Annotated in this window: 17 protein-coding genes; 13 read left to right on the forward strand and 4 right to left on the reverse strand. The window is 38.7% G+C overall.

Going from position 1 to position 22,152, the window contains the following annotated elements; genetic code table 11:
• Positions 1 to 10: 10 nt before the first annotated feature.
• From tatA to mdoH, 10 genes are all read left to right on the forward strand, one after another.
• Positions 11 to 265: a Sec-independent protein translocase subunit TatA gene (gene tatA, locus ATS74_RS10075; protein ID WP_058548780.1), complete on the forward strand. Its 255-nt coding sequence runs from the start codon at positions 11 to 13 to the stop codon at positions 263 to 265.
• Positions 266 to 276: 11 nt separating this feature from the next.
• A complete protein-coding gene (tatB, locus tag ATS74_RS10080; protein WP_227006904.1) occupies positions 277 to 600 on the forward strand; it encodes a Sec-independent protein translocase protein TatB in 324 nt (107 codons plus the stop codon).
• A gap of 48 nt (positions 601 to 648) precedes the next feature.
• Complete coding sequence (gene tatC / locus ATS74_RS10085) at positions 649 to 1,389, forward strand: twin-arginine translocase subunit TatC (RefSeq protein WP_058548782.1); 741 nt, start codon at positions 649 to 651, stop codon at positions 1,387 to 1,389.
• Between the two features lies 1 nt (position 1,390).
• Positions 1,391 to 1,921: a hypothetical protein gene (locus ATS74_RS10090; protein WP_058548783.1), complete on the forward strand. Its 531-nt coding sequence runs from the start codon at positions 1,391 to 1,393 to the stop codon at positions 1,919 to 1,921.
• Positions 1,921 to 2,706 carry a TatD family hydrolase gene (locus ATS74_RS10095; RefSeq protein ID WP_058548784.1) on the forward strand — a complete coding sequence of 262 codons (786 nt, stop codon included), beginning with the start codon at positions 1,921 to 1,923 and terminating at the stop codon, positions 2,704 to 2,706. Before ATS74_RS10090 ends, ATS74_RS10095 begins: the two co-directional genes overlap by 1 nt.
• Positions 2,706 to 4,556 carry a sensor domain-containing diguanylate cyclase gene (locus ATS74_RS10100; protein WP_058548785.1) on the forward strand — a complete coding sequence of 617 codons (1,851 nt, stop codon included), beginning with the start codon at positions 2,706 to 2,708 and terminating at the stop codon, positions 4,554 to 4,556. Before ATS74_RS10095 ends, ATS74_RS10100 begins: the two co-directional genes overlap by 1 nt.
• Before the next feature lie 11 nt (positions 4,557 to 4,567).
• On the forward strand, positions 4,568 to 5,578 hold the full coding sequence (gene hemB / locus ATS74_RS10105) for a porphobilinogen synthase (protein ID WP_058548786.1): 1,011 nt from the start codon (positions 4,568 to 4,570) through the stop codon (positions 5,576 to 5,578).
• 127 nt (positions 5,579 to 5,705) lie between these two features.
• Complete coding sequence (locus ATS74_RS10110) at positions 5,706 to 8,435, forward strand: ExeM/NucH family extracellular endonuclease (protein ID WP_058548787.1); 2,730 nt, start codon at positions 5,706 to 5,708, stop codon at positions 8,433 to 8,435.
• A 335-nt stretch (positions 8,436 to 8,770) separates the two neighbouring features.
• On the forward strand, positions 8,771 to 10,390 hold the full coding sequence (locus tag ATS74_RS10115; protein ID WP_058548788.1) for a glucan biosynthesis protein: 1,620 nt from the start codon (positions 8,771 to 8,773) through the stop codon (positions 10,388 to 10,390).
• Positions 10,362 to 12,323 carry a glucans biosynthesis glucosyltransferase MdoH gene (gene mdoH, locus ATS74_RS10120; RefSeq protein WP_058548789.1) on the forward strand — a complete coding sequence of 654 codons (1,962 nt, stop codon included), beginning with the start codon at positions 10,362 to 10,364 and terminating at the stop codon, positions 12,321 to 12,323. The genes ATS74_RS10115 and mdoH overlap by 29 nt, the downstream gene beginning before the upstream one ends.
• A 74-nt stretch (positions 12,324 to 12,397) precedes the next feature.
• Here mdoH and ATS74_RS10125 read toward each other — a convergent pair whose 3' ends face one another.
• Positions 12,398 to 12,832 carry a hypothetical protein gene (locus ATS74_RS10125; RefSeq protein WP_058548790.1) on the reverse strand — a complete coding sequence of 145 codons (435 nt, stop codon included), beginning with the start codon at positions 12,830 to 12,832 and terminating at the stop codon, positions 12,398 to 12,400.
• Positions 12,833 to 13,180: 348 nt separating this feature from the next.
• The gene (gene fusA, locus ATS74_RS10130; protein ID WP_058548791.1) at positions 13,181 to 15,265 is read right to left on the reverse strand and encodes an elongation factor G; all 2,085 of its coding nucleotides are present in this window, start codon (positions 15,263 to 15,265) and stop codon (positions 13,181 to 13,183) included.
• Positions 15,266 to 15,773: 508 nt separating this feature from the next.
• Between fusA and ATS74_RS10135 the strand changes: the two genes are divergently transcribed.
• Positions 15,774 to 18,752: a DUF3857 domain-containing transglutaminase family protein gene (locus tag ATS74_RS10135; RefSeq protein ID WP_058548792.1), complete on the forward strand. Its 2,979-nt coding sequence runs from the start codon at positions 15,774 to 15,776 to the stop codon at positions 18,750 to 18,752.
• 637 nt (positions 18,753 to 19,389) lie between these two features.
• Here the strand turns inward: ATS74_RS10135 and ylqF are convergent.
• The gene (ylqF, locus tag ATS74_RS10140; protein WP_058548793.1) at positions 19,390 to 20,334 is read right to left on the reverse strand and encodes a ribosome biogenesis GTPase YlqF; all 945 of its coding nucleotides are present in this window, start codon (positions 20,332 to 20,334) and stop codon (positions 19,390 to 19,392) included.
• Positions 20,335 to 20,425: 91 nt separating this feature from the next.
• Between ylqF and ATS74_RS10145 the strand changes: the two genes are divergently transcribed.
• Positions 20,426 to 20,962, forward strand: a complete 537-nt coding sequence (locus ATS74_RS10145) for a YaeQ family protein (RefSeq protein WP_058548794.1) — start codon at positions 20,426 to 20,428, stop codon at positions 20,960 to 20,962.
• Between the two features lie 180 nt (positions 20,963 to 21,142).
• Complete coding sequence (locus tag ATS74_RS10150; RefSeq protein WP_058548795.1) at positions 21,143 to 21,748, forward strand: PGAP1-like alpha/beta domain-containing protein; 606 nt, start codon at positions 21,143 to 21,145, stop codon at positions 21,746 to 21,748.
• Here the strand turns inward: ATS74_RS10150 and ATS74_RS10155 are convergent.
• Positions 21,745 to 21,954 (reverse strand): hypothetical protein, encoded by a 210-nt coding sequence (locus ATS74_RS10155; protein WP_058548796.1) that lies wholly within the window; start codon positions 21,952 to 21,954, stop codon positions 21,745 to 21,747. The two genes, ATS74_RS10150 and ATS74_RS10155, sit on opposite strands and share 4 nt — an antisense overlap.
• Positions 21,955 to 22,152 lie beyond the last annotated feature (198 nt).

Below are 22,152 nucleotides of genomic sequence, written 5' to 3' on the forward strand. Positions count from 1 at the left end.
GGAGATAACCATGGGTCTTGGTGGCATTAGCATTTGGCAATTATTAATTGTTTTAGCAATTATCGTACTTCTTTTTGGCACTAAAAAACTACGCGGTATGGGCGGAGACTTAGGCGGCGCAGTAAAAGGCTTTAAAAAAGCAATGTCTGATGATCAAAATAAAGATTCGGACAGCGAAAAAACAGAGCAGATCCAAGAATCTCAAAAAGCCACCCCAACAGATACGCAAAGTACTGAAAAAACCAAAGACGATACTAAGGTTTAACGAGTATGGGAATGTGGGAGCTTGTTATAGTTTTTATCGTAGGCTTAGTTGTTCTTGGCCCTGAGCGTTTACCGGTAGCTATTCGTACGGTAATGCGCTGGGTAAAAACGGTAAAGTCGATGGCTAATTCGGTCAAGGCAGAAGTAAGTGAAGAGCTACGTATTCATGAGCTGCACGAAAACCTTAAAAAAGCAGAGCAACAAGAACTCAAAGATTTAAGCCCAGAGCTACAGCAGTCGGTTGACGAGCTGCAAAAGGCAGCTCAGTCGGTTACCCATAGCTATAAAACCCCCTCAAGCACACCAGCTAACGAACAACCTGATGAAAAAAAGTGAAATTAATTCCTCTATTTGTGGTCAACTTATTACATGGTATAAAAAATAATGACTGAGCAAGCTAAATCAGGGTTTGTGGCTCACTTAATTGAGCTTCGCGATCGGCTTATTAAAGCGCTTTTAAGCATTTTCGTAATATTTATTGGCTTAGTGTATTTTGCTAATGATATATATGAGTTTGTAGCAGCACCTTTAGTGGCACACTTACCAAGTACAGCGACTATGATTGCCACAGATGTCACAGCCCCCTTTTTTGCACCCTTTAAATTAACGCTGTTTATTGCTTTATTTGGCGCTATTCCGTGGATATTGCACCAAATTTGGGGGTTTATAGCGCCTGGTTTATACCAACATGAAAAACGCATGCTAATGCCAATTTTGGCTTCAAGCATTTTATTGTTTTATGGTGGGATTGCCTTTTGTTACTTTGTAGTGCTGCCTATTATATTGGGTTTTTTTACCAGTGTAGGGCCACAAATGATGACCCTAGCGCCGGATATTAGTAGCTACTTAGGGTTTGTACTTAAGCTGTTTTTTGCTTTTGGTGTGGCGTTTGAAATTCCCGTAGCCATAATGCTGCTATGTTGGAGTGGTGCAACAACTACACAAAGTTTAAAAGAAAAGCGCCCATATATTGTGGTTGGCGTATTTGTAGTGGCTATGTTTTTAACGCCACCGGATGTGCTATCACAAACATTATTAGCATTTCCTATGCTGCTTTTATTTGAGCTAGGTTTAATTTTAGCGAGATTTTATAGCGCTAAAGAACAACAGGAATCTGAGGAATAAAATGAAAAAACAACTACTCTCACTACTGGTTTTACTAAGCGCTCCTACCGTTACAGCGCAAGAAATTAACGTTCAAGCATTACAAGCATGCAGCTTTATTGAAAATGATTTTAATCGCTTACTTTGCTACGACAACACAGTTGCAGGCAAACCGCTAACAAAACCAAGCGAGAAAAAAACACTGACGCCGCCAAAGCCAGTCGCTAATATAACGCCTAACGTAAGCGCTCCCGTTGCTGCGGTAACAGCCTCTGCTCCAGCAGCTAAAGGCGATGACTTTGGATTAGAGCATAAAGAAATTACCAAAGATAAAGATGAAAATATTACAGCTCTCGTATCATCAGTAAAAAAAGCACCATATGGCGAACTTATTATTAGCCTTGATAATAGCCAAGAGTGGCGTCAAATTGGTTCAGATAGCCTTAAACTAAAAAAGTCTGACACTGTTGTTATTAGTCGTGGAGTATTTAATTCATTCCTATTGCGCAAAGATGGGCAAAACCGCTCTATTCGTGTGAAGCGCACTCAGTAATGATCGATAATTTAATTGATGCAGGCGTTAATTTAACTAATCATCAATTTGCTCAAGTTCATGATGACGTAATTGCCCGCGCTAATGCTGCGGGCGTTAAAAAAATGCTTGTTATAGGTTGTGATCTAGTAAGCAGTAAGCAATCACTTGAGCTTGCTATAAAGCACCATCAATACGCAACGGCAGGCATTCATCCACACGACGCTAAATTAGCTACAAATGAATTAGAAGAGCAATTAACTATGCTTGCAAACAACAAGCAAGTTATAGCGATTGGTGAATGTGGCCTAGATTATAATCGTGATTTTTCACCTCGAGATGTACAGCGTAATGTTTTTAAGCGCCAACTCGCCTTGGCTGAAAAGCTAGATTTACCAGTATATTTGCATGAACGCGATGCAAGTGATGATATGCTGAGTATTCTGCGAGAATATAACGTGCGGGGTGTACTTCATTGCTTTACGGGTAATGCGCAAGCACTAAAAAGCTATTTAGAGTTAGGTTTGTATATTGGCATAACTGGCTGGGTATGTGATGAAAGACGTGGTCAAGAGTTGCAACAGCTAGTACCAAGTATCCCTTTGGAACGATTACTAATAGAAACAGATTCACCTTTTTTGATTCCACGAACCGTCAAACCAAAACCGAAATCACGCAAAAATGAACCTGCGTTACTGCCTTATATTTGCCAAACAATTGCTCAGCTTTATCAAATTGATGAAAGCATAGTTGCAAATCAAACGACAAAAAACTTTTACCGCATTTTTGGTTTAGAGAATCGTTAATGACGTGCGCAAAGGCATTTTTAAGCCTATTAATGCTCCTTTGTGCCTTTTGCTCTTTCGCCAACCCCGTCATAACAAAAAACTTTAAATCAATAAAAGTGGATACATTAAGTTATTCGTTTTCACCTACCTCACCACAAAATGCCTATAAAAAGAATAGTGGTGATTGGCAGAAAATAGCTCATAAGCCTTTAAACTTAGGTTTTGAGCAGCGCCCTGTATGGCTATCCTTTACGGTTAAAAATACTTTGTCAGTAAAGACCAGCCCTTTGTTATCTCTTGATAACCCACTTTTAAACGAAGTTCAGGTTTATCATTTTTATGACTCAAAATTGCTATCCCATACCCAACTTGGCGATTCGTTTGCGTTTGCTAAGCGAACATTAAAAAGTGAATCTCTGCTGGCAAAGCTAACGTTACCTGCAAATAGTGTGAGTACTGTAGTTATTAAAGTAAATAATGCTGCGGGGCTACGCGTGCCTATTACGCTTTGGCAGCAAGACGCATATCTAATCCATAAAACAAAACTTAATTTAGTTTTTGGGTTACTTATTGGCTTTTTATTTTCGCTTGCTATGAGCTGCTTAGTTTTATACGGCTTTTCACGCAAATTATACTTTGCTTACGCTGGTGTAATAACCCTCACTCTAGGCGTACTACTTGCGTATTTATGTGGCTTTGGGGTTCGCTACTTTCATCCTAATTTACCTGCTGCACAGCAGTTTATGATCCCAGTATTATTAATGCTCACAACGCTAATTTTTTTACCACTACAAAAACAATTATGCCAAACAAAAACATCTAAATTAATTACAGGGCAAAGCATAGTAACCAGCATATTTGCTGTTACTTTACTCTTTATTTGGGCTTTGCCTAACGCTTTACTAACTATTTATTGCTTAATCGCCACACCTATTGTTGTTTGCTATTACCTAATTACAACAATAATATGCATGCGCAATACACCATCAAAACCTATACAAGCGCTGATAGTTGCACTGGCACTCTTTTTACTTGTTCTGATTTATCTCATTATTGCTGTTTTTGGATTGTACCCGCTTAGTAGAAGTAGCTTAGGATTTGTATTTGTTTGCTTTTTTAGTAGTACTTTTTGTTTGTGTTACTCAGTAATGAAGTTATTTATTTTAGAGCGAGATGAGCAAGTAATTACACAACAAACCTTGATTGCTGAAAATGCAGCCCAAGATACACTTTTAAAAGAGCGTTTAATGTTGCAAGAACAAACTCAAAAGGAACTAGAGTCACAAGTTGATGAGCGTACTTTTGAGCTGCAAGTAACACTTCGTGAACTCGAAGATAAAAACCACGAGCTTGAGCAGCTTAATATGGAAGATGCACTTACGTCGGTTAAAAACCGACGCTTTTTTGATAAAAAACTCATTATGGAACTTCGTCGCTCTCGACGTGAGCAGACACCATTGAGTATTATTATGCTCGACATAGACCGATTTAAAAGTGTAAACGATAACTACGGGCACTTAACCGGCGATCAAGTTATTCGTGCAGTTGCTGATACCATTAAGCAACATTTAAAGCGTCCACTTGATGAAGTTGCACGCTATGGTGGGGAAGAGTTTGTAATTTTATTACCAAATACGCCTCACGATGGCACACTAGAAATTGCAGATAGGATCCGTAAAGCAATTGAAACTAATCAAATAAATGTAGCAGGCACATTTATTAATGTCACCGTGAGCGCGGGAACATACACCGCCGTTACAGATGATATAAACAACCCTGAGCTTTTTACTCATAATGCCGATAAAGCACTTTATTACGCCAAGCAAAACGGTCGTAACCAAGTAATTAGTTTTCCAATACCACAGTAGGAGCATAGATTATGGCCCAATCAGGACTCGACCTTTTTCCATATACCCGCATGCGCAGAATGCGCCGTAGTGATTTCTCTCGCCGCTTAATGGCTGAAAACCAATTAACAGTTAACGATTTAATATTTCCGGTGTTTGTACTTGAAGGTAAAAACCGACGCGAAACGATTGAGTCTATGCCTGGTATTGAGCGCTTATCAATTGATTTGCTTTTAGATGAAGCAAAAGAACTTGTTAAATTAGGTGTACCGGCAATAGCTATTTTTCCGGTTACACCTTCTGATAAAAAATCTCTTTTTGCTGAAGAGGCATATAACGATGATGGGCTTGCACAGCGTACCGTGCGTGCACTAAAAGAAGCTTTCCCTGAGCTAGGTGTAATAACTGATGTAGCACTTGACCCATTTACCACTCACGGGCAAGACGGCATTATTGATGACGAAGGTTATGTAATTAACGATGTAACAACCGAAATTTTGGTTAAGCAGGCGCTTTCACATGCGCAAGCTGGCGCAGATGTAGTTGCTCCTTCGGATATGATGGATGGTCGTATTGGCGCTATTCGTGAGGCTCTTGAAGCGGATGGTCACATTCATACTCGCATAATGGCTTACTCAGCTAAGTATGCATCTAGCTATTACGGACCATTTAGAGATGCTGTAGGTTCAGCCGGTAATTTAAAAGGTGCCGATAAAAAAACCTATCAAATGGATCCTGCTAACTCAGACGAAGCTATACGTGAAGTGGCTCTTGACTTACAAGAAGGCGCAGACATGGTGATGGTGAAGCCAGGAATGCCATACCTTGATGTAGTACGCCGTGTAAAAGATGAGTTTGGTGTACCTACTTTCGCATATCAGGTAAGCGGTGAATATGCAATGCATAAAGCTGCAATCGATAACGGTTGGTTAGCAGAAGAGGCCACCATAATGGAATCTTTACTCGCATTTAAACGTGCTGGTGCTGACGGTATTTTAACCTATTTTGCAAAGCAAGCCGCACTGTACCTATATAATAAGTAAATCATTTTTCGAGAAGGCACTTTCGCCTTCTCATTTACATTCGTTAACATTTCTGTATTATTTTTGTCATTTATATTCTCTACACTGGTTGTCCCATTTTGGGATTAATACACGGGAATAATAAAAAATGTTTAAAACAAAAATAACACCACTAGCACTTGTTATAGCAAGTCTCAGTGCACCAGCCTCCGCCGATCTAATCATTTCTGAATACATTGAAGGAAGCAGCAACAATAAAGCAATTGAGCTTTATAATAATGCAGACACTGAACTTTCTCTTGAAGGTTATACTTTAGGGCTCTATTCAAATGGTAGCAGCTCAGTTGGCAACTCAATTGACTTAACAGGTACATTGGCTGCCAATACAACCTATATCATTTCAAATCCTAGTGCCGCCACTGCCATTCTTAACATTGCAGATACAACCAGCACAGTAACTTATTATAACGGTGACGATGCCCTTGTTTTAACTAAAGACGGTGTGGTAGTTGATAGCTTTGGCCAAGTGGGTGTTGATCCAGGCTCAGAGTGGTCTGAAGGCGGTGTGGCTACAGCCAACAAAACGCTGCGCAGAAGAAATAGCATCACAACGGGACGAACTAATTCAACTGCAACTTTTAATCCTAGTGATGAATGGGAACAGTTTGATATTGACACCTTTGACGGCTTAGGCTCGCATGCTGGCGATGGTGGTACGGCTCCTGCGCCAGACCCTGAGCCAGAGCCACTAGAACCGCTTGTATGTGACGCAGATAAAACGCTTATTAGCGCTGTACAAGGCGCAGGCGATGCAAGCCCATTAGTGGATACTGTTGTTGAAATTGAAGGCATTGTAACCGCTGATTTTCAAGGTGAAGATGGCTTAGATGGCTTCTTTGTTACCTCATTAGCAGCAGATGTAGATAGCGACCCAATGACCTCAGAAGGTCTATTTGTATACTTTACCGATACCGATGTAAATGTAGGTGACCACGTACGCGTACAAGGTACAGTTGATGAATACTACGACTCAACACAACTAGCAGATGTAACACAAATTGCAGTATGTGGTACTGGCGAAGTCGCCTCTGCAACTACAATAAGCCTACCATTAGACAGCCAAGCTGATCTAGAAGCCTACGAAGGTATGCTCGTAAGCCTAGATCAAACATTGGTTGTTACTAATAATTACGGCTTAGGTCGTTATGGTGAAGTAGAACTTGCCACTGAGCGTTTGTACCAAGGTACTCAAATTGCATTGCCAGGTGATGCAGCAAATGCTGTTGAAGCGGCTAACCTAACTAAAAAAATCTTATTAGACGATGGCTCTACAGCGCAAAACTCAGATCCAACGGCTTACCCAGCTGCAGGTTTATCTGCAGAAAACACACTACGTACTGGCGATACTGTAAATGCAGTAACAGGGGTAGTTACATACAGCTTTAGCACGTACCGTATTCATCCAACGGTTACACCGCAGTTTATAGCAACCAATGCGCGTGAAGATGCGCCGGAGCAAAGTGAAGAGGCCGATTTACGAATCGCTAGCTTTAACGTGCTTAACTACTTTAATGGTGATGGCCAAGGCGGTGGTTTCCCAACTAGCCGCGGTGCTGATTCAGAAGAAGAGCTTGTTCGCCAAGAAGCTAAGCTTGTTAGCGCTATTAGCGCCATGCAGGCAGATGTTGTTGGCCTAATGGAAATTGAAAACGATGGCTTTGGTGAATTTAGCGCTATTGCAAGTTTAGTAAATGCACTAAACGATGCTGATACAGCTAACAATTACGCTTATGTTGACTTTAATGTAAGCCAAATTGGTACCGATGCAATTACTACTGCCCTTATTTACCGCGCAGATAAAGTAGAAGAGGTAGGCACTGCGGCAATCACTACTGATTACCCATTTGATTACAGCAACCGCGCCCCTATTGCGCAAAGCTTTAAATCACTTTCAACAGATGAAGTATTTACTGTGTCTGTGGCGCACCTTAAATCTAAAGGTAGCTGTGGCGATGACAATAACGACGACCTAGGTGATGGCCAAGGCTGTTGGAATGAAATTCGTACCGAAGCTGCGACCGCATTTAGCAACTGGCTTGATGGAAAACCAACCGGTGTAGAAGACGAAGATATCATTCTTGTTGGTGATATGAACGCTTACGCAATGGAAGATCCAATCCGTAAGTTTGACGAAAAAGGTTATAAAAACGTAGTGGCTGAGTTGGATGGCGATACACTTAGCTACTCTTACAGCTTCTCTGGCCGTGCAGGTAGCCTTGACCACGCTTTAGCAACCGAGTCGTTACTTAGTAAAGTTGTTGCAGCAAATGATTGGCATATTAACGCTGATGAGCCAATTGTGCTTGATTACAACCTTGAATATAAAAGTGAAGGTCACCAATCAACGCTTTACTCAGAAAGTGCATACCGCGCGTCAGATCACGATCCTGTAATCATCGATATTAAGTCTGAAGTTGTACTAACTCCAGAAGAACAAACTCCTGTAATAGCGCCTGATCAGGTTTTTGCAATTGATGAAAATAGCCCTATAGGTACAGTTATTGGCACGCTAGATTTTAGCGACCCAAATGCAGACGAGTCTCCTGTAGTTAAGTTTATTGTTTCAGGTAACGATAGCGTTTCAATTAATAATCAAGGCCAGCTAATCGTTGCCAAAGATATTGATTATGAATTTGAAAACCGCATTACTTTAACAGTCCAAGCGCAAGACAGTGCTGGCAATGTATCAAGTGCTGAAACAGTTGCTGTAAAAGTAAATAACCTACGCTCAGATGATGACAATGATGCCGGTTCACTACTTTGGTTAACGCTTCTTTTAGCACCACTTTCTGTACTTCGCAGATTTAAAAAGAAATAACTTAAAATAGTTAGCTAAAAAGCCGCTTTGTTTAGCGGCTTTTTTATTTTTATACAAATGTAATTCAGACAAGCTTCATTAAAGCCCCCGTAATATGGTCATACTATCTGTAAATACTCTAGTAATTAATCAGTAACAACTACACAACCTTGAGTGATTTTTACACAACTTAACTAATTTTTATTTTTTAGGTTTAATTACTCATTGAAAAAGCTGAACTTTTTAAACGGGCTCAGATTTTGCTGTAAGTGGTAAGCCGATATTTACAAACTAAAACAAAAATCAATATTTACCCTAATACGTAAAAATAAGTGTGTTTTTATTAAGGAATGAGAATGAAACAATTAACCCAAAAACTGCCACAGTGGCCAAAGAAGTCAGCGCCATTACTGGGTCTACTTATTATTTTTTCAACTTGGGGCAATAGCAACCAAGCAATAGCCGCAACAGGTGACGTAGCAATCCCGCAAAGTAGCTTATTTGATGTAATTAGCGCTCGCGCTAAAAAGCTCGCAAGCGAAGAATATGTACCACCTAAAAATATTGAACTTGAAGCGCTAAATAATATTGATTACCAAGACTACCGTTCAATTCGATTTAAAAAAGATAAGTCAGTTTGGAAAGACGAAGGCCTTTACGAATTGCAACTCTTCCATCCAGGATTTTTATATAAAACACCAGTTACAATAAATACTGTTGATGGCGACTCTAACCGTAGCCGCTTACCTTTTAGCACTGACTTTTACCAATACGATGGAACAGCAGCCCCTCTACAAGAAGAAATAGCAAAGAGTGTTGCCGGCACTCAGTTAGGCCATGCGGGCTTTCGTGTGCATTACCCATTAAATACCAACGAGTATAAAGACGAAGTGATGGTATTTCAGGGAGCATCGTATTTTAGAGTTGTTGGACCAAACCAAGTGTATGGTTTATCTGCTCGCGGCTTAGCAATAGATACCGCTGAAAACTCAGGTGAAGAGTTTCCGATGTTTAAAGAGTTTTGGTTGGCTAAACCAAAACCAGATCAAACTAATATTACTATTTTTGCTCTACTAGATAGCCCTTCAGTGTCTGGCGCATATAAGTTTAATGTAGACCCTACAACAAACATGCTTGTTGATGTTGATATGCAAATTTTTGCGCGTAAAGATATTCAAAAGCTGGGTGTAGCACCGCTAACAAGTATGTTTTATCACGGCGAAAACAGCACTAAGTTTTTTGATGATTACCGCCCTGAGGTTCATGACTCAGACGGCTTACTAACTCAATCAGCCGATGATAAATGGGTATGGCGCCCACTTAACAATCCTTCTCAGTTAAGTGTTACATCGTTCTCATACAATAATCCAAAAGGTTTTGGTTTAGCGCAGCGTGACCGTGAGTTTAATAATTACCTTGATACAGAAGCGCATTATCATAACCGCCCTAGCCTATGGATTGAACCGAAAGGCGAATGGGGAAATGGCCGTGTAGAGCTAGTAGAAATACCAACTGATACAGAAACTAACGACAATATTGTAAGTTACTGGGTACCTGAAAAGCCAATGAAAGCTGGGGATTCATTAAAACTAAGCTACAAAATGACTACCTTTAATGCCTTTTTAACTCAGCACAAAAAAGCACGCGTGCTAAGAACCAGAATTGGCAGTGCAGCATTGCCAGGTGAAGATAATCCGCCGCCACCAAGTCATCGTCAGTTTACCGTGGACTTTACAGGTTCAGATATAAATCACCTTTCTGAGCAACTAAAACTAGACGCAGACATTCAACTTACAACGGGTGAAGTAACCGATGTAAATGTGCAAAAACTTCCAAATTCACAAGGATGGCGTGTAGCCTTTAAAATTGCACCACAGGACGATCAACCCGTTGATATGCGTTTATCGTTAAAGTTACGTGACAAAGAAATTAGCGAGGTATGGAGTTATGTTTGGTACCCAAATGACATCAAGTAATAAAGGAAAAGGCACACCCATGCCATTCAAAACACTCAGAGTATGGTTATTTGCCATTGCTGCCTTAGGCACATCGGGGTACGGCATATCTATTATGTTTGAGATTTTAAGCTCAAACGGTATGACCTTGCTTGAATATGCCCTTTTGGTTTTATTCTCTATTACCTTTGCATGGATAGTAACGGCTTTTTGCAGTGGTACAATTGGTTTTGTGCTGCAATTATTTCGTATCGACCCATTAACATTAAAACGTATTAAACCTATTAAGTTTGATAATACAGCCCTTGCTCAGCAAAAAACGGCTGTAGTTATGCCTATTTATAACGAAGATACTCACCGAGTTATTGCTGGCTTTGAAGTTAGCCTGCAATCTTTAAAAGAAACTGGTCAGCTTGATAATTTTGATTTTTATTTATTAAGTGACACACAAGACTCAGAAATAGCTAAAAATGAGTTAAGTGCTTGGCATGCATTATGTGAACGTCTTGGTGATACTGCCAAACACGTATTTTATCGTCGCCGCGAAGACAACAAACACCGTAAAGTAGGTAACCTTACCGACTTCTGCGAACGTTGGGGTAGCCAGTACGATCACATGATTGTACTTGATGCCGATAGCGTAATGACGGGTAAATGTATGTTAGAACTAACAACTAGCATGATTAATAACCCACAAGCTGGCTTAATTCAAACAATCCCTATTCCTGTGCGCCAAGACACCTTTTTTGGCCGTTTTTTACAGTTTGCCTCGGTGCTTTATAGCCCAATGCTCGCTACTGGCTCTGCTTTTTGGCAAACAGATAAAGCTAACTACTGGGGCCACAATGCAATTATTCGTGTTGAAGCATTCATTAATTATTGTGGTTTACCAACACTTGAAGGTAACGCACCTTTTGGCGGCGAAATTTTAAGTCATGACTTTGTTGAAGCATCGTTACTTCATAGTGCTGGTTGGGATGTACTACTACTATCTGAAATTGAAGGTAGTTATGAAGAAGTACCAAGTAATATTCTAGATTACGCTGTACGTGACAGACGTTGGGTACAAGGTAATATTCAGCACTTAGGGCTATTATCTTCATCAAAATTAAAACTAATGAGTAAACTGCACTTTTTATTAGGTGCAACAGCATATATCTCATCATTAATTTGGCTCTCTATGCTTGCACTTAGCACTATAGATGCAGTTACTCGTGCGCTAAACAGTGACGTTTACTTTAACCGTGTTTATCAGTTATTCCCTACTTGGCAAATAGCTAAAACAGATCTAATTGATTCGTTACTTTACTTAACGATCGTTATTTTATTAATGCCTAAATTGATGGGCGTAATTGTTACTCTTATCCACAGAAACAAACGCTTTGGTGGCTCAATTAGACTTATACTGGGCTCAATTATCGAGACCGTATTTGCAATTATTGTTGCGCCATTAATGATGGTCTTTCATGCTTATTTTGTACTATGTGTATTTTTAGGTAAAAAAGTAAAATGGGATGCTCAACCTCGCGAAGGGCGAATGGTCCCATGGAAAGAAGCATTTGGTTATACATTATTTTCAACTTTAGTGGCCATAGCTTGGGGTAGTGTTGCGTATTACTTTACGCCTGTATTCTTTTGGTGGTTATCTCCTATTTTACTCGGTTTGATTTTGGGAGCTCCAATTATTCGCTACACAAGTAGTATCAAGCTTGGTGTACAACTAAGAAAAATGGGAATATTTATTTGCCCTAGTGAAGTTGATAACGACACAACATTAGAAGCGCTTAAAACGCACCTGAAAGAGATTTCAGTACCAAAGGAAGGTGCTTATCCACAAACTACCCCATCTCTTCCTCAAGAACATATGGTTACAATGCCTATCCAAAGCTTTAGTAAGTCACGCAAGCTAAAGATGAAAGCGCTAAAAACTAAAGCGATAAAAAAGTTTAATTAGCGCTAAATAAAAGGCCATAAAAATCAAAAAAGGAGCAATAAGTTGCTCCTTTTTTATTACCATAAATAATGCAGTTAAGCATTACATTGCGAATTATTTGAAAAATTGGCTTTATCACATATTTTACTTTTATAAAGCTTAGCTATATCAGCTTGCGTTTGTTCAGTGAGTCGCCAATTATAGAAATTAACAGACTTACCATTTTCTAGCTCAACCCTAAAAACAGTACAAATAAACAATGGTTTAAATGAAACACATTTTATTTCTTCGCTATTGATATAGCACTCGTTCAAAAAGCGTGTGTAGTTTATTCCTGCTTTATAACAATTGAGAAAGCGAAGGTGAAGGATATTTAAAAGGGTTATTACCAAAAACATAGGTAATAAAAACAAAAAAGCAGTTTTAATAGAAATTGAAAATATGCTTTGAGTTAAGAACAGTAAGCAAAGTACTAAAATACATTTAGTAAATTGTAATGACCAATTTGGAGCTAGTTTAATAGAATTCATGTAATTACGTCTTATATAAAATAAATATAGCAAACGTCTCTTCTGCGGAGACTTCCTTATCTACTTCTAGGGTACTCATCTAAAAGTGCTGGTATTTTACATTAGGCAATCACTACCATCAATAAATCTTTATTAAATTCATAAGCTTACAATTAATTTACAAAAATAGTGTTATAAACCAACGCATTGAATACTTTGGTAAATAAAATGTCTTTCTAATACATTATTATTAACTAATCATATATTCTTACTGATAATTAAAAAGCAACACTAAATAACTAATATAAATTTTTGGCAATAAAAAACCCGCAACATGTGCGGGTTTTTTTTAAAGAGTTAAAGTGCTAATTACTTAGCAGCTTTTTTCTCTTTTTCTGCAGCGATTACAGTATCAGCTACGTTTTGTGGACATGCTGCGTAGTGTGAGAACTCCATAGAGAACTGACCACGACCTGATGTCATTGTACGTAGTGAACCGATGTAACCGAACATTTCTGATAACGGAACATCAGCTTTAATACGAACGCCAGTTAAACCAGCTTCTTGGTCGCTTAGCATACCACGACGACGGTTAAGGTCACCGATTACGTCACCAACGTGATCTTCTGGAGTGAACACGTCAACTTTCATGATTGGCTCAAGAAGTTGTGCGCCCGCTTTAGGGATCGATTGACGGAAAGCACCTTTAGCAGCGATTTCGAACGCGATTGCTGATGAATCCACTGCGTGGAAGCCACCGTCAAAAAGTTCTACTTCAACGTCTAGTACTGGGAAGCCAGCTAGAACACCTTCGCCCATCATTGACTTAAAGCCTTTCTCAACTGCAGGCCAGAATTCTTTAGGTACGTTACCACCAACAACTGATGATTTAAACGTGAAGCCTGAAGCAACTTCGCCTGGCTTGATGCGGTAGTCGATTTTACCAAACTGACCAGAACCACCAGATTGTTTCTTATGCGTGTAGCTATCTTCGATTTCACGAGTGATAGTTTCACGGTAAGCAACCTGTGGTTGACCAACGATAAGGTCTACACCGTAAGTACGCTTAAGGATATCAACTTTGATATCTAAGTGAAGCTCACCCATACCTTTAAGGATAGTTTCGCCTGAATCTTCATCAGTCTCAACTTGGAAAGATGGATCTTCTGCAACCATTTTACCGATAGCAACACCCATTTTCTCATTACCGCCTTTATCTTTAGGCTGTACAGCAATCGAGATTACTGGAGTTGGGAATACCATTGGCTCAAGTGTTACTGGGTGCTTAGGATCACATAAAGTGTGACCAGTTTGCACGTTTTTCATACCTACGATAGCGATGATGTCACCAGCTTGTGCGCTAGTTAATTCTTTACGCTCATCAGCTTGCATCTCAACCATACGGCCAACACGCTCAGTTTTACCTGTAAACGCGTTAAGGATAGTGTCACCCTTATTAAGCTTACCAGAGTAGATACGTACGAATGTTAATGCACCGAAACGGTCATCCATGATTTTGAATGCAAGCGCTTTGAAAGGTTCATCAGCAGATACAATTGCATGCTCGCCGTTTTCGTTACCATCTTCATCCATAAGTGGTTGAGGATCAACTTCTGTAGGTGCTGGTAAGTAATCAACAACAGCATCAAGTACTAGTTGCATACCTTTGTTTTTGAATGCAGAACCACAGAATGTAGGGAAGAAAGCAAGGTCACGAGTACCTTTACGGATACAACGCTTGATATCTTCTAAAGAAGGTACTTCACCTTCCATGTACGCTTCCATTAGGTCATCGTCTTGCTCTACAGCAGTTTCGATAAGCATCTCATGGTATTCTTCAGTTTTTTCTACCATGTCTGCAGGAACGTCTGTGATTTCGTAGTTTTCTGGAAGACCAGTTTCGTCCCAGATGTATGCTTTTTTAGTTAGCACGTCTACAACACCAACGAAATCATCTTCAATACCAATTGGTAAAGTCATGATTAGTGGAGTAGCACCAAGTACTTTACGTACTTGCTCAGTTACACGGTAAAAATCAGCACCCATACGGTCTAATTTGTTTACGAAGATAATACGTGCAACTTCTGATTCGTTAGCGTAACGCCAGTTAGTTTCTGATTGTGGCTCAACACCACCAGAACCACAGAATACACCAACACCGCCATCTAATACTTTAAGTGAACGGTAAACTTCAACTGTGAAGTCAACGTGTCCAGGAGTATCGATAACGTTGAAACGGTGATCTTTCCAGAAACAGCTTACTGCCGCAGACTGGATAGTAATACCGCGCTCAGCTTCTTGATCCATGAAATCTGTAGTAGATTCACCATCATGAACCTCACCAGTTTTGTGGATAGTACCTGTAAGCTTCAGGATACGCTCAGTAGTAGTGGTTTTACCCGCATCAACGTGCGCGAAAATACCAATGTTTCTGTACTTCGATAAATCTGCCATTATTTTACTCTTAATAAAGTCGATAAATTATTCGGCGGGAGTATAGCATTACTTCAAGCGAACATCACCATACAAGTCGCTTAAAATGCAATCAATTCAATAAAATTTTTTTAGATTTGAATGAAGTACCAATTAAATGACACTAATTATTATATAAACCATTAAAACTATTATGTTTTATTTAATAATCAAGGTGTTTAGTACAGTACTTATTAATTTTGTATTGATTACCTTGAGATGGTTATGAATATCAATAATGTTGATAATTTGGCTAATTTTTGTCATCGCCTATCCCCATAAAAATCAAAGTTCATTAACAAACGTCCAGATAAATACACTGAAAAAATCGCTAAAATTATTAAAAAATACGTTTCATTGAGCACGTAAAAATAACGGGGCAGTAGAGCTCTGTACAATTCATTTAGTGTGATAAGCTTAATTAAAATACGTCACTTTATTAATAAAATAACGTGGTAGAACCTTTGATAATAAATAATAAGAATTAATAATGAAAAGGACTTCTCTGCACTTTGCCAGTTGGCTACTTACCTTCAGCGTTTTGTTTTACAACACATCAGCATTTGCTAAGCAATATGAAATAGATAAGCCTAACGAGTGGGTTATTCATCATAATGTCAAGCACCCTCAAAAAAGTGACTTGGAAAAAGTGCGAGATGGTACTTTATACCTATTACTTGATAACCAAATATATGTTCCAAATAGACAAAAGCAACAACGTTATACCCGCCTAGCTATGAAAGCTATAAATCAAAGTGGTGTTGATTATATTAGTCAGCTTAGCCTTGATTTTGATCCGAGCTACGAATCGCTAATATTAAATAGCTTAACAATTATTAGAAATAATGAACGTATAGATAAGCTTAGTAGTGCGAAAATGTCGGTTATACAAGGTGAACCTGAATTAGCAAATCGTATTTATAACGGTAGCCTTTCACTAAATATCATTATTGATGATATGCGCAGTGGTGATACACTCGATTACAGCTACACAATTACGGGGAGCAACCCTGTATATGCTAATAAATTTAGTACAAGGAAAACCCTTAACTGGTCTGTACCGGTAGTACAACAAAAAATGCGCGTGCTTTGGGGTAAGAAAACGCCTTTACATATAAATACAATAAACGGCGCAACCGATATTAGAGAAGCGTCTAATAAATATGGTACAGATTATTCTATAACTCTATTTGAAGCCCCCCTACTAGAGCAAAACTCTCAAACTCCTACGTGGTACGACCCATATACACAAGTATATTTTTCTGAATTTGACGATTGGGGACAGGTAGTTAACTGGGCACATCCACTTTATCAATCAGCCATAGAAACTCCCAACAGTATTGTAGACATAGCTGAAGGCATAAAATCAAATTACACAAAAACTTCAGATAAAATTGCAGCAGCGCTGCGCTTTAGTCAAGACGAAATTCGTTACTTAGGGCTTGAGATGGGCACTAATTCACATCAACCAACACCAGCCTCAGAAACGCTATCGCTACGATACGGTGATTGCAAAGATAAAACTGTACTGCTTATTTCGTTATTAAAAGCGATGGGTATAGAGGCTTTCCCTGCGCTGGTCGATACTGAAGAAACCAAACGTTTAATAGAACTACCGGCTACTGCAAGTGTGTTTAATCACGTAATTGTTACGCTTAAGCAGGACGGAAAGCGCTACTGGCTCGATCCTACGGTGAACTACCAACGAGGTACACTTGAATATTTAGCACAACCTGATTATGGCTATGCCCTAATTATTGATAAAGGTGAAACTGCTTTAACCTCTATGGCACAAAAGCCTGTACATACAAATGTATCTGTAGAAGATAACTTTTTTATTGCAGAAAAAGTATCTGAGCCATCACGTTTTGAAACCCAATACACTTATGCCGGATTTGAAGCAATTAACCGAAGAAGTAATATAGCCAGCAGTGGTCTAAATAGCGTTGCTAAGTCTTACTTTGAGTATTACCAAGGATTTTTAAATGGTTTATCAATAAATGAAACAATGGCAATTAGTGAGCAAGAGCAAACGGGTAAACTAATAACCAAAGAATCGTATTTAATTGATGAATTTTGGGAAAAAACGGACGAAGGCTACGAAGCTAGTTTTTACGCGAATGAAATACAAAACAGTGTTTACGAACCAAAACAAGTAAACAGAACTGACCCGCTTTACTTCAGCTACCCCAATATAATTAACACCACAATAAAACTACATTTTGCAGAAAAAGATTGGGGATTTGATAGCGAAAAAGAAGAAATTGATAACGACTACTTTAATTTAAAAACAGCCACTGAATTTAATAATAACGTTTTAACACTGACCTATAGCTATTACGCAAAACAAGATCATATAAAAGCCACTCAAATAGATGATTATTTAGCACAGCGTAAAAAGTTAATATCAGCAACTCATTACCCTATTCTAAAATATGCAAAGGCGAGCGAAACGCCTCAAACAACAGCTGATGTGTTAGATAGCTTTGGTTATAGCTGGCTTAAATATGTGTTGGCTGGCTATATTTTAGTACTCATATTCTTTTTCGCCGATTGGCGATTAGAGTCAGCAAAAAAAGTAAAATTTGAAGATAGTCCATTTTATGCCGTATCTGTAGGTAAGTTTATTATTTACAGTATTTTGAGTTTAGGCATATTTGTTAACTATTGGAGTTATCGTAACTTTAAAGCCATTAAAGAACGCGATAACTCAAGTATTATGCCTATTGCTCGAGGTATATTTGCATTTTTATGGTATTACCCTTTGTACCTCGCACTTGCAGAGCACAGCCAGCAACAGCTAAACAAAAATAAAGTAATGCCTAACTGGACTGCCTTAACACTCTGGCTAATGGTACTTGCCAGCGCCTTTGCTTATCGAATGGACGAATACGCAACCATAGTGATTTGTATAATGCCATTTTTATGGTTGCCTCTAGTTAGTTACATTGAGCAAACCGATACAAGTAAAGAAGCCTTACATTACAACTCGTACTGGCGAATTAGACAGTATTTAATCTCGCTTGCGTTTGCACCTCTATTATTTTTGGGCGTACTTCAAGAAGTAAATATTTTACCCAATGCTGCAATTATCAAAGGCGATAGTTTATGGCCTTACCAAGTACACTTTTTAAAACGTAATCGCCTAACACCTGAAAACGAAGAAATACTTTATTTTTATAGCGATGCAGTATTTGATTACCGAGAAGACGGTAACGGAATAACCGAAAACTATATTTTTAGTTACTACAAAAACGATGACGGTAAGCTTGAATCGGATCTTAGTCACTTTAAAGATATAGAAAAAATAGAAGCCTCGTACGGTAAAACCAAGCTTGATAACACAAGTATAAAAGTAATAAAAACTGACGGTAGTGACTTCTTACTCATTGTAGGGCGTCTAAACAAGCAGGATAAAGTACTAGTGGAGCAGATTAATTTACGTATAACAGCAAATAAAGTGCGTTAGTGGCTTAAAATATCCAATTAGTACGAATATTTTTAGCCACTAATTAAAGGCTGTCGATCTTTGGAGGCTAAGACTTTACAAGAGACTATTTGATTTTATATCAAAGCAGTCGCTGTCTTGGAAGGCGATAAAATCATTCCTAGCTTGAATTTATTTTAACTCTGAAAGATCAATGCTTTTATACTAAAAATCCATATCAAATTATTTAATAAGTATTAAAAACCTATTCTTAATTGTTTAACCAAGATAAGCATTTTTATGAAATGGCAGTGCTAACTAGCCGATCTATATATGAATAAAAAACAAACCAACTAAAATAAGAATTATTTGCATTTAAGTGTTGACAGATAATTAAATCTAACTGATAATCAATATCAACAAGACGGAATGCATACCCCTTGTTAAGGAATGAACTAATTTGTTTCTCGACCCTGAAACAACGTGTGGCGCACGTAAACAGCTATGGTTACTTGTTATGAACCGCAACGCCCCTTGATGTTGATGATGAGTAACCGCCCTACTATTTTACTTGCTACATTGCTCATATCGGTGACGGTAGATATGAAACTAAAAAAGCCCTTTCGGGCTTTTTTTATGTCTGTAATTTAGTGAGTCGCTTACTCACATAAATTTCCCATTAACGGCGGTTTTTTCGGGCACGTGCACGGCGCTGTTTTTTCTCTTCTTCTTTAGCCGCTTTTTTAGCTTCTGCGGCGGCGCGCAATCCTGCTACCATAATTTCTTCTTCTTCACGCATGGCAGGAGTTTCCATGGTGATGCGGCCAATAATGCCATCACGAAGTTCGTTTATTAGTATTTCAGACATTTTATACGTGTCTATTTGATTACCACCTCGGATACAGCCGCGCTTTTTACCGGCCATTTCTACAAATTCCCAGTCACTTTCTGGCAGTTCGGCAATTTTATAGCGAGCTTTTAAAAGCTCTGGGTATGCACGTAGTAAGTACTCAGCGGTGTAACTTGCTACTTCTTCGTATTCCAGTGCTGTGTCACGTATTGCACCAGTTGCACCTAAACGATAACCTGAGTTTTCGTTCTCTACTTTAGGCCAAAGCATTCCTGGTGTGTCGTAAAGCATAATGCCATCTTCAAGCTTAATGCGTTGCTGCGCCTTAGTAACTGCAGGCTCATTACCTGTTTTTGCCACTATACGCCCAGCCAATACATTTATTAATGTAGATTTACCAACGTTCGGAATACCCATTATCATGGCTTTAATTTGCTTATCGGCACCTACTTTATGCGGCACTAATTTTTTACAAAGCTCGTTAATACGGTGTACTTCAGCTGCTTTATCATGCCCAAAAGCAATGGCTTTGACGCCACTTTCTTGCTCAAAGTAATCTTTCCACGCTTGGGTCATTTTAGGATCGGCTAAATCAGCCTTATTTAGAATTTTGATGACCGGTTTACCTTCGCGCAAAGTTGTCACCATTGGGTTTTCGCTACTATAAGGAATGCGTGCATCTAGCACTTCAATGATCACATCCATTTGTGGCATTATTTCTTTAATTTCATTTCGGGCTTTATTCATGTGCCCAGGGAACCACTGGATAGCCATTTTTAACTCCTAACGTATAATTTGACGCTATTTTAACTGGCAATTCATTTAATTGCGCTATACTGGCGCAAATTTTTTCAGATTAGACATTATGGCTCTTAAATCTACCATTATTAAAGCGCAGTTATCGCTTAGCGATATGGATCGTTACGTGTACCAAGATTTTAATTTAACCTTAGCCCAGCACCCATCAGAAACTGATCAACGCTTGATGATTCGCTTACTCGCTTTTGCGCTAAATAGTTGCGATGGTTTAGAATTTACTAAGGGGTTAAGTGCTGATGATGAACCAGAGCTTTGGCATGTAAACTACAGTGAAGAAATAGAGCTATGGATTGAGTTGGGGCTACCTGATGAAAAACGCCTTAAAAAGGCCTGCAATAAATCTAAAAAAGTGGTGCTTTATACTTACGGCGAAAATAATCAAACAATTTGGTGGCAAAAGCATCAGCCTAAGTTATATGAATTTAAAAACTTAAGTATTTTTAGCCTCGATTATGCAGCTACTCAAGCATTAGCCGATTTAGTTGATCGAAATATAAAACTCACTATTACCGTACAAGATGGTGAAATATGGGTAAGCACCGATACAACTAATATTGAAATTAAGCCGCAGCAATTAATGTAACTAAGATAGGTTATACCAATTGCATTAAATTAGTTATCTATTATAGCGACAAGGAAATAAGTCGGTAACAAGGCGAAATTATTTATATAGTTGTTCTATATAAATAATTTTTAATGCAGGTAGCGGGTTATTTAATACGCTAGAATGATCATGTTTTAATAAAATTAGTATTAGGGGCATATGAAAGTTAAGCACGTTATTGTTTTACATGGTTTGTATATGTCTGGCTTTGTTATGCGCCCACTTTGCTCACGCCTTGAAGAGTCGGGGATGACCGTATTAAATATTACCTATAATACGCTTGACCCAAATCGCGATACTATTTTTGCTCAAATTGATGAATGTATAGCTAACGAACCTTCAGCGCTTGTATGCCACTCTATGGGTGGACTTATTGCGCGTGCATATTTAGAAGCAAACTCCCCTGCTAGTCAGCATGTTACTAAGGTTATTACCCTAGGTACGCCACATAAAGGTAGCCATATTGCGCAAAAAATGAAGCAAAAAGGGTTTGAATCATTTTTAAAAAATAGCGTGGAATTTTTATTAACTAAAAATGGTAATTGGCCTTTTAAAGCCAAGCTTTATAGTATTGCCGGCGACTTACCTATAGGGCTAATGCCATTAATAGTTAAAGGCAGCCAATCAGATGGCACTGTATTACTAGATGAAACTAAACTCAAAGGTATGGCTGAACATAAAGTGTTTCACTTAAGCCATACCAGTATGATTTATTCGCGCCAAGTGCTCGATTACATTTTAAAATGCTTGAGTGAGGACGATTAGTCCTCTGCATTGGCTGCTATTTTATAGCTAATTAAAAATATGATACCTAAAATAAGCGGTATTGGCGCGGCTATGTAGCCAAACGTATCTGAGTTAGCCAAACTTGCTCCAGCTAAATGCGCTATCACTCCCAGTAAAAATGCAACCACTGCGATACCGACCACAATTAACTCTGCTTTATTTTGTTTTGCTGTTTTTGCATGCATGTTATCTCTCCCGATTATTTCGATAACATAATTATGCGCTAATAAAACGTGTGATTTTTGACCTAAATCAATAAATAAAAAGCTCGTAGTTCTGCCTTGAATAAAGTTTGTTTTAGATCATAATTTACACAGCTTTAGGATTTATTTACGTCCAAGGGGTGGTATTTTAATTAATCAAACCCATGTCTAATAATAGAG

Origin of the sequence: Pseudoalteromonas sp. H103, assembly GCF_001469205.1 — a bacterium.
Lineage (GTDB): Bacteria > Pseudomonadota > Gammaproteobacteria > Enterobacterales > Alteromonadaceae > Pseudoalteromonas > Pseudoalteromonas carrageenovora.

Bases quoted from the DNA above. Each gene is read 5' to 3' on its own strand.
- ATS74_RS10145 (WP_058548794.1), top strand. From the start codon at position 20,426: ATGGCTCTTAAATCTACCATTATTAAAGCGCAGTTATCGCTTAGCGAT.
- ATS74_RS10095 (WP_058548784.1), top strand. From the start codon at position 1,921: ATGATCGATAATTTAATTGATGCAGGCGTTAATTTAACTAATCATCAA.
- ATS74_RS10115 (WP_058548788.1), top strand. From the start codon at position 8,771: ATGAAACAATTAACCCAAAAACTGCCACAGTGGCCAAAGAAGTCAGCG.
- tatC (WP_058548782.1), top strand. From the start codon at position 649: ATGACTGAGCAAGCTAAATCAGGGTTTGTGGCTCACTTAATTGAGCTT.
- ATS74_RS10155 (WP_058548796.1), bottom strand. From the start codon at position 21,954: ATGCATGCAAAAACAGCAAAACAAAATAAAGCAGAGTTAATTGTGGTC.
- ylqF (WP_058548793.1), bottom strand. From the start codon at position 20,334: ATGGCTATCCAGTGGTTCCCTGGGCACATGAATAAAGCCCGAAATGAA.
- ATS74_RS10100 (WP_058548785.1), top strand. From the start codon at position 2,706: ATGACGTGCGCAAAGGCATTTTTAAGCCTATTAATGCTCCTTTGTGCC.
- tatB (WP_227006904.1), top strand. From the start codon at position 277: ATGTGGGAGCTTGTTATAGTTTTTATCGTAGGCTTAGTTGTTCTTGGC.
- ATS74_RS10110 (WP_058548787.1), top strand. From the start codon at position 5,706: ATGTTTAAAACAAAAATAACACCACTAGCACTTGTTATAGCAAGTCTC.
- fusA (WP_058548791.1), bottom strand. From the start codon at position 15,265: ATGGCAGATTTATCGAAGTACAGAAACATTGGTATTTTCGCGCACGTT.
- mdoH (WP_058548789.1), top strand. From the start codon at position 10,362: ATGTTTGGTACCCAAATGACATCAAGTAATAAAGGAAAAGGCACACCC.
- ATS74_RS10135 (WP_058548792.1), top strand. From the start codon at position 15,774: ATGAAAAGGACTTCTCTGCACTTTGCCAGTTGGCTACTTACCTTCAGC.
- hemB (WP_058548786.1), top strand. From the start codon at position 4,568: ATGGCCCAATCAGGACTCGACCTTTTTCCATATACCCGCATGCGCAGA.
- ATS74_RS10090 (WP_058548783.1), top strand. From the start codon at position 1,391: ATGAAAAAACAACTACTCTCACTACTGGTTTTACTAAGCGCTCCTACC.
- ATS74_RS10125 (WP_058548790.1), bottom strand. From the start codon at position 12,832: ATGAATTCTATTAAACTAGCTCCAAATTGGTCATTACAATTTACTAAA.
- tatA (WP_058548780.1), top strand. From the start codon at position 11: ATGGGTCTTGGTGGCATTAGCATTTGGCAATTATTAATTGTTTTAGCA.
- ATS74_RS10150 (WP_058548795.1), top strand. From the start codon at position 21,143: ATGAAAGTTAAGCACGTTATTGTTTTACATGGTTTGTATATGTCTGGC.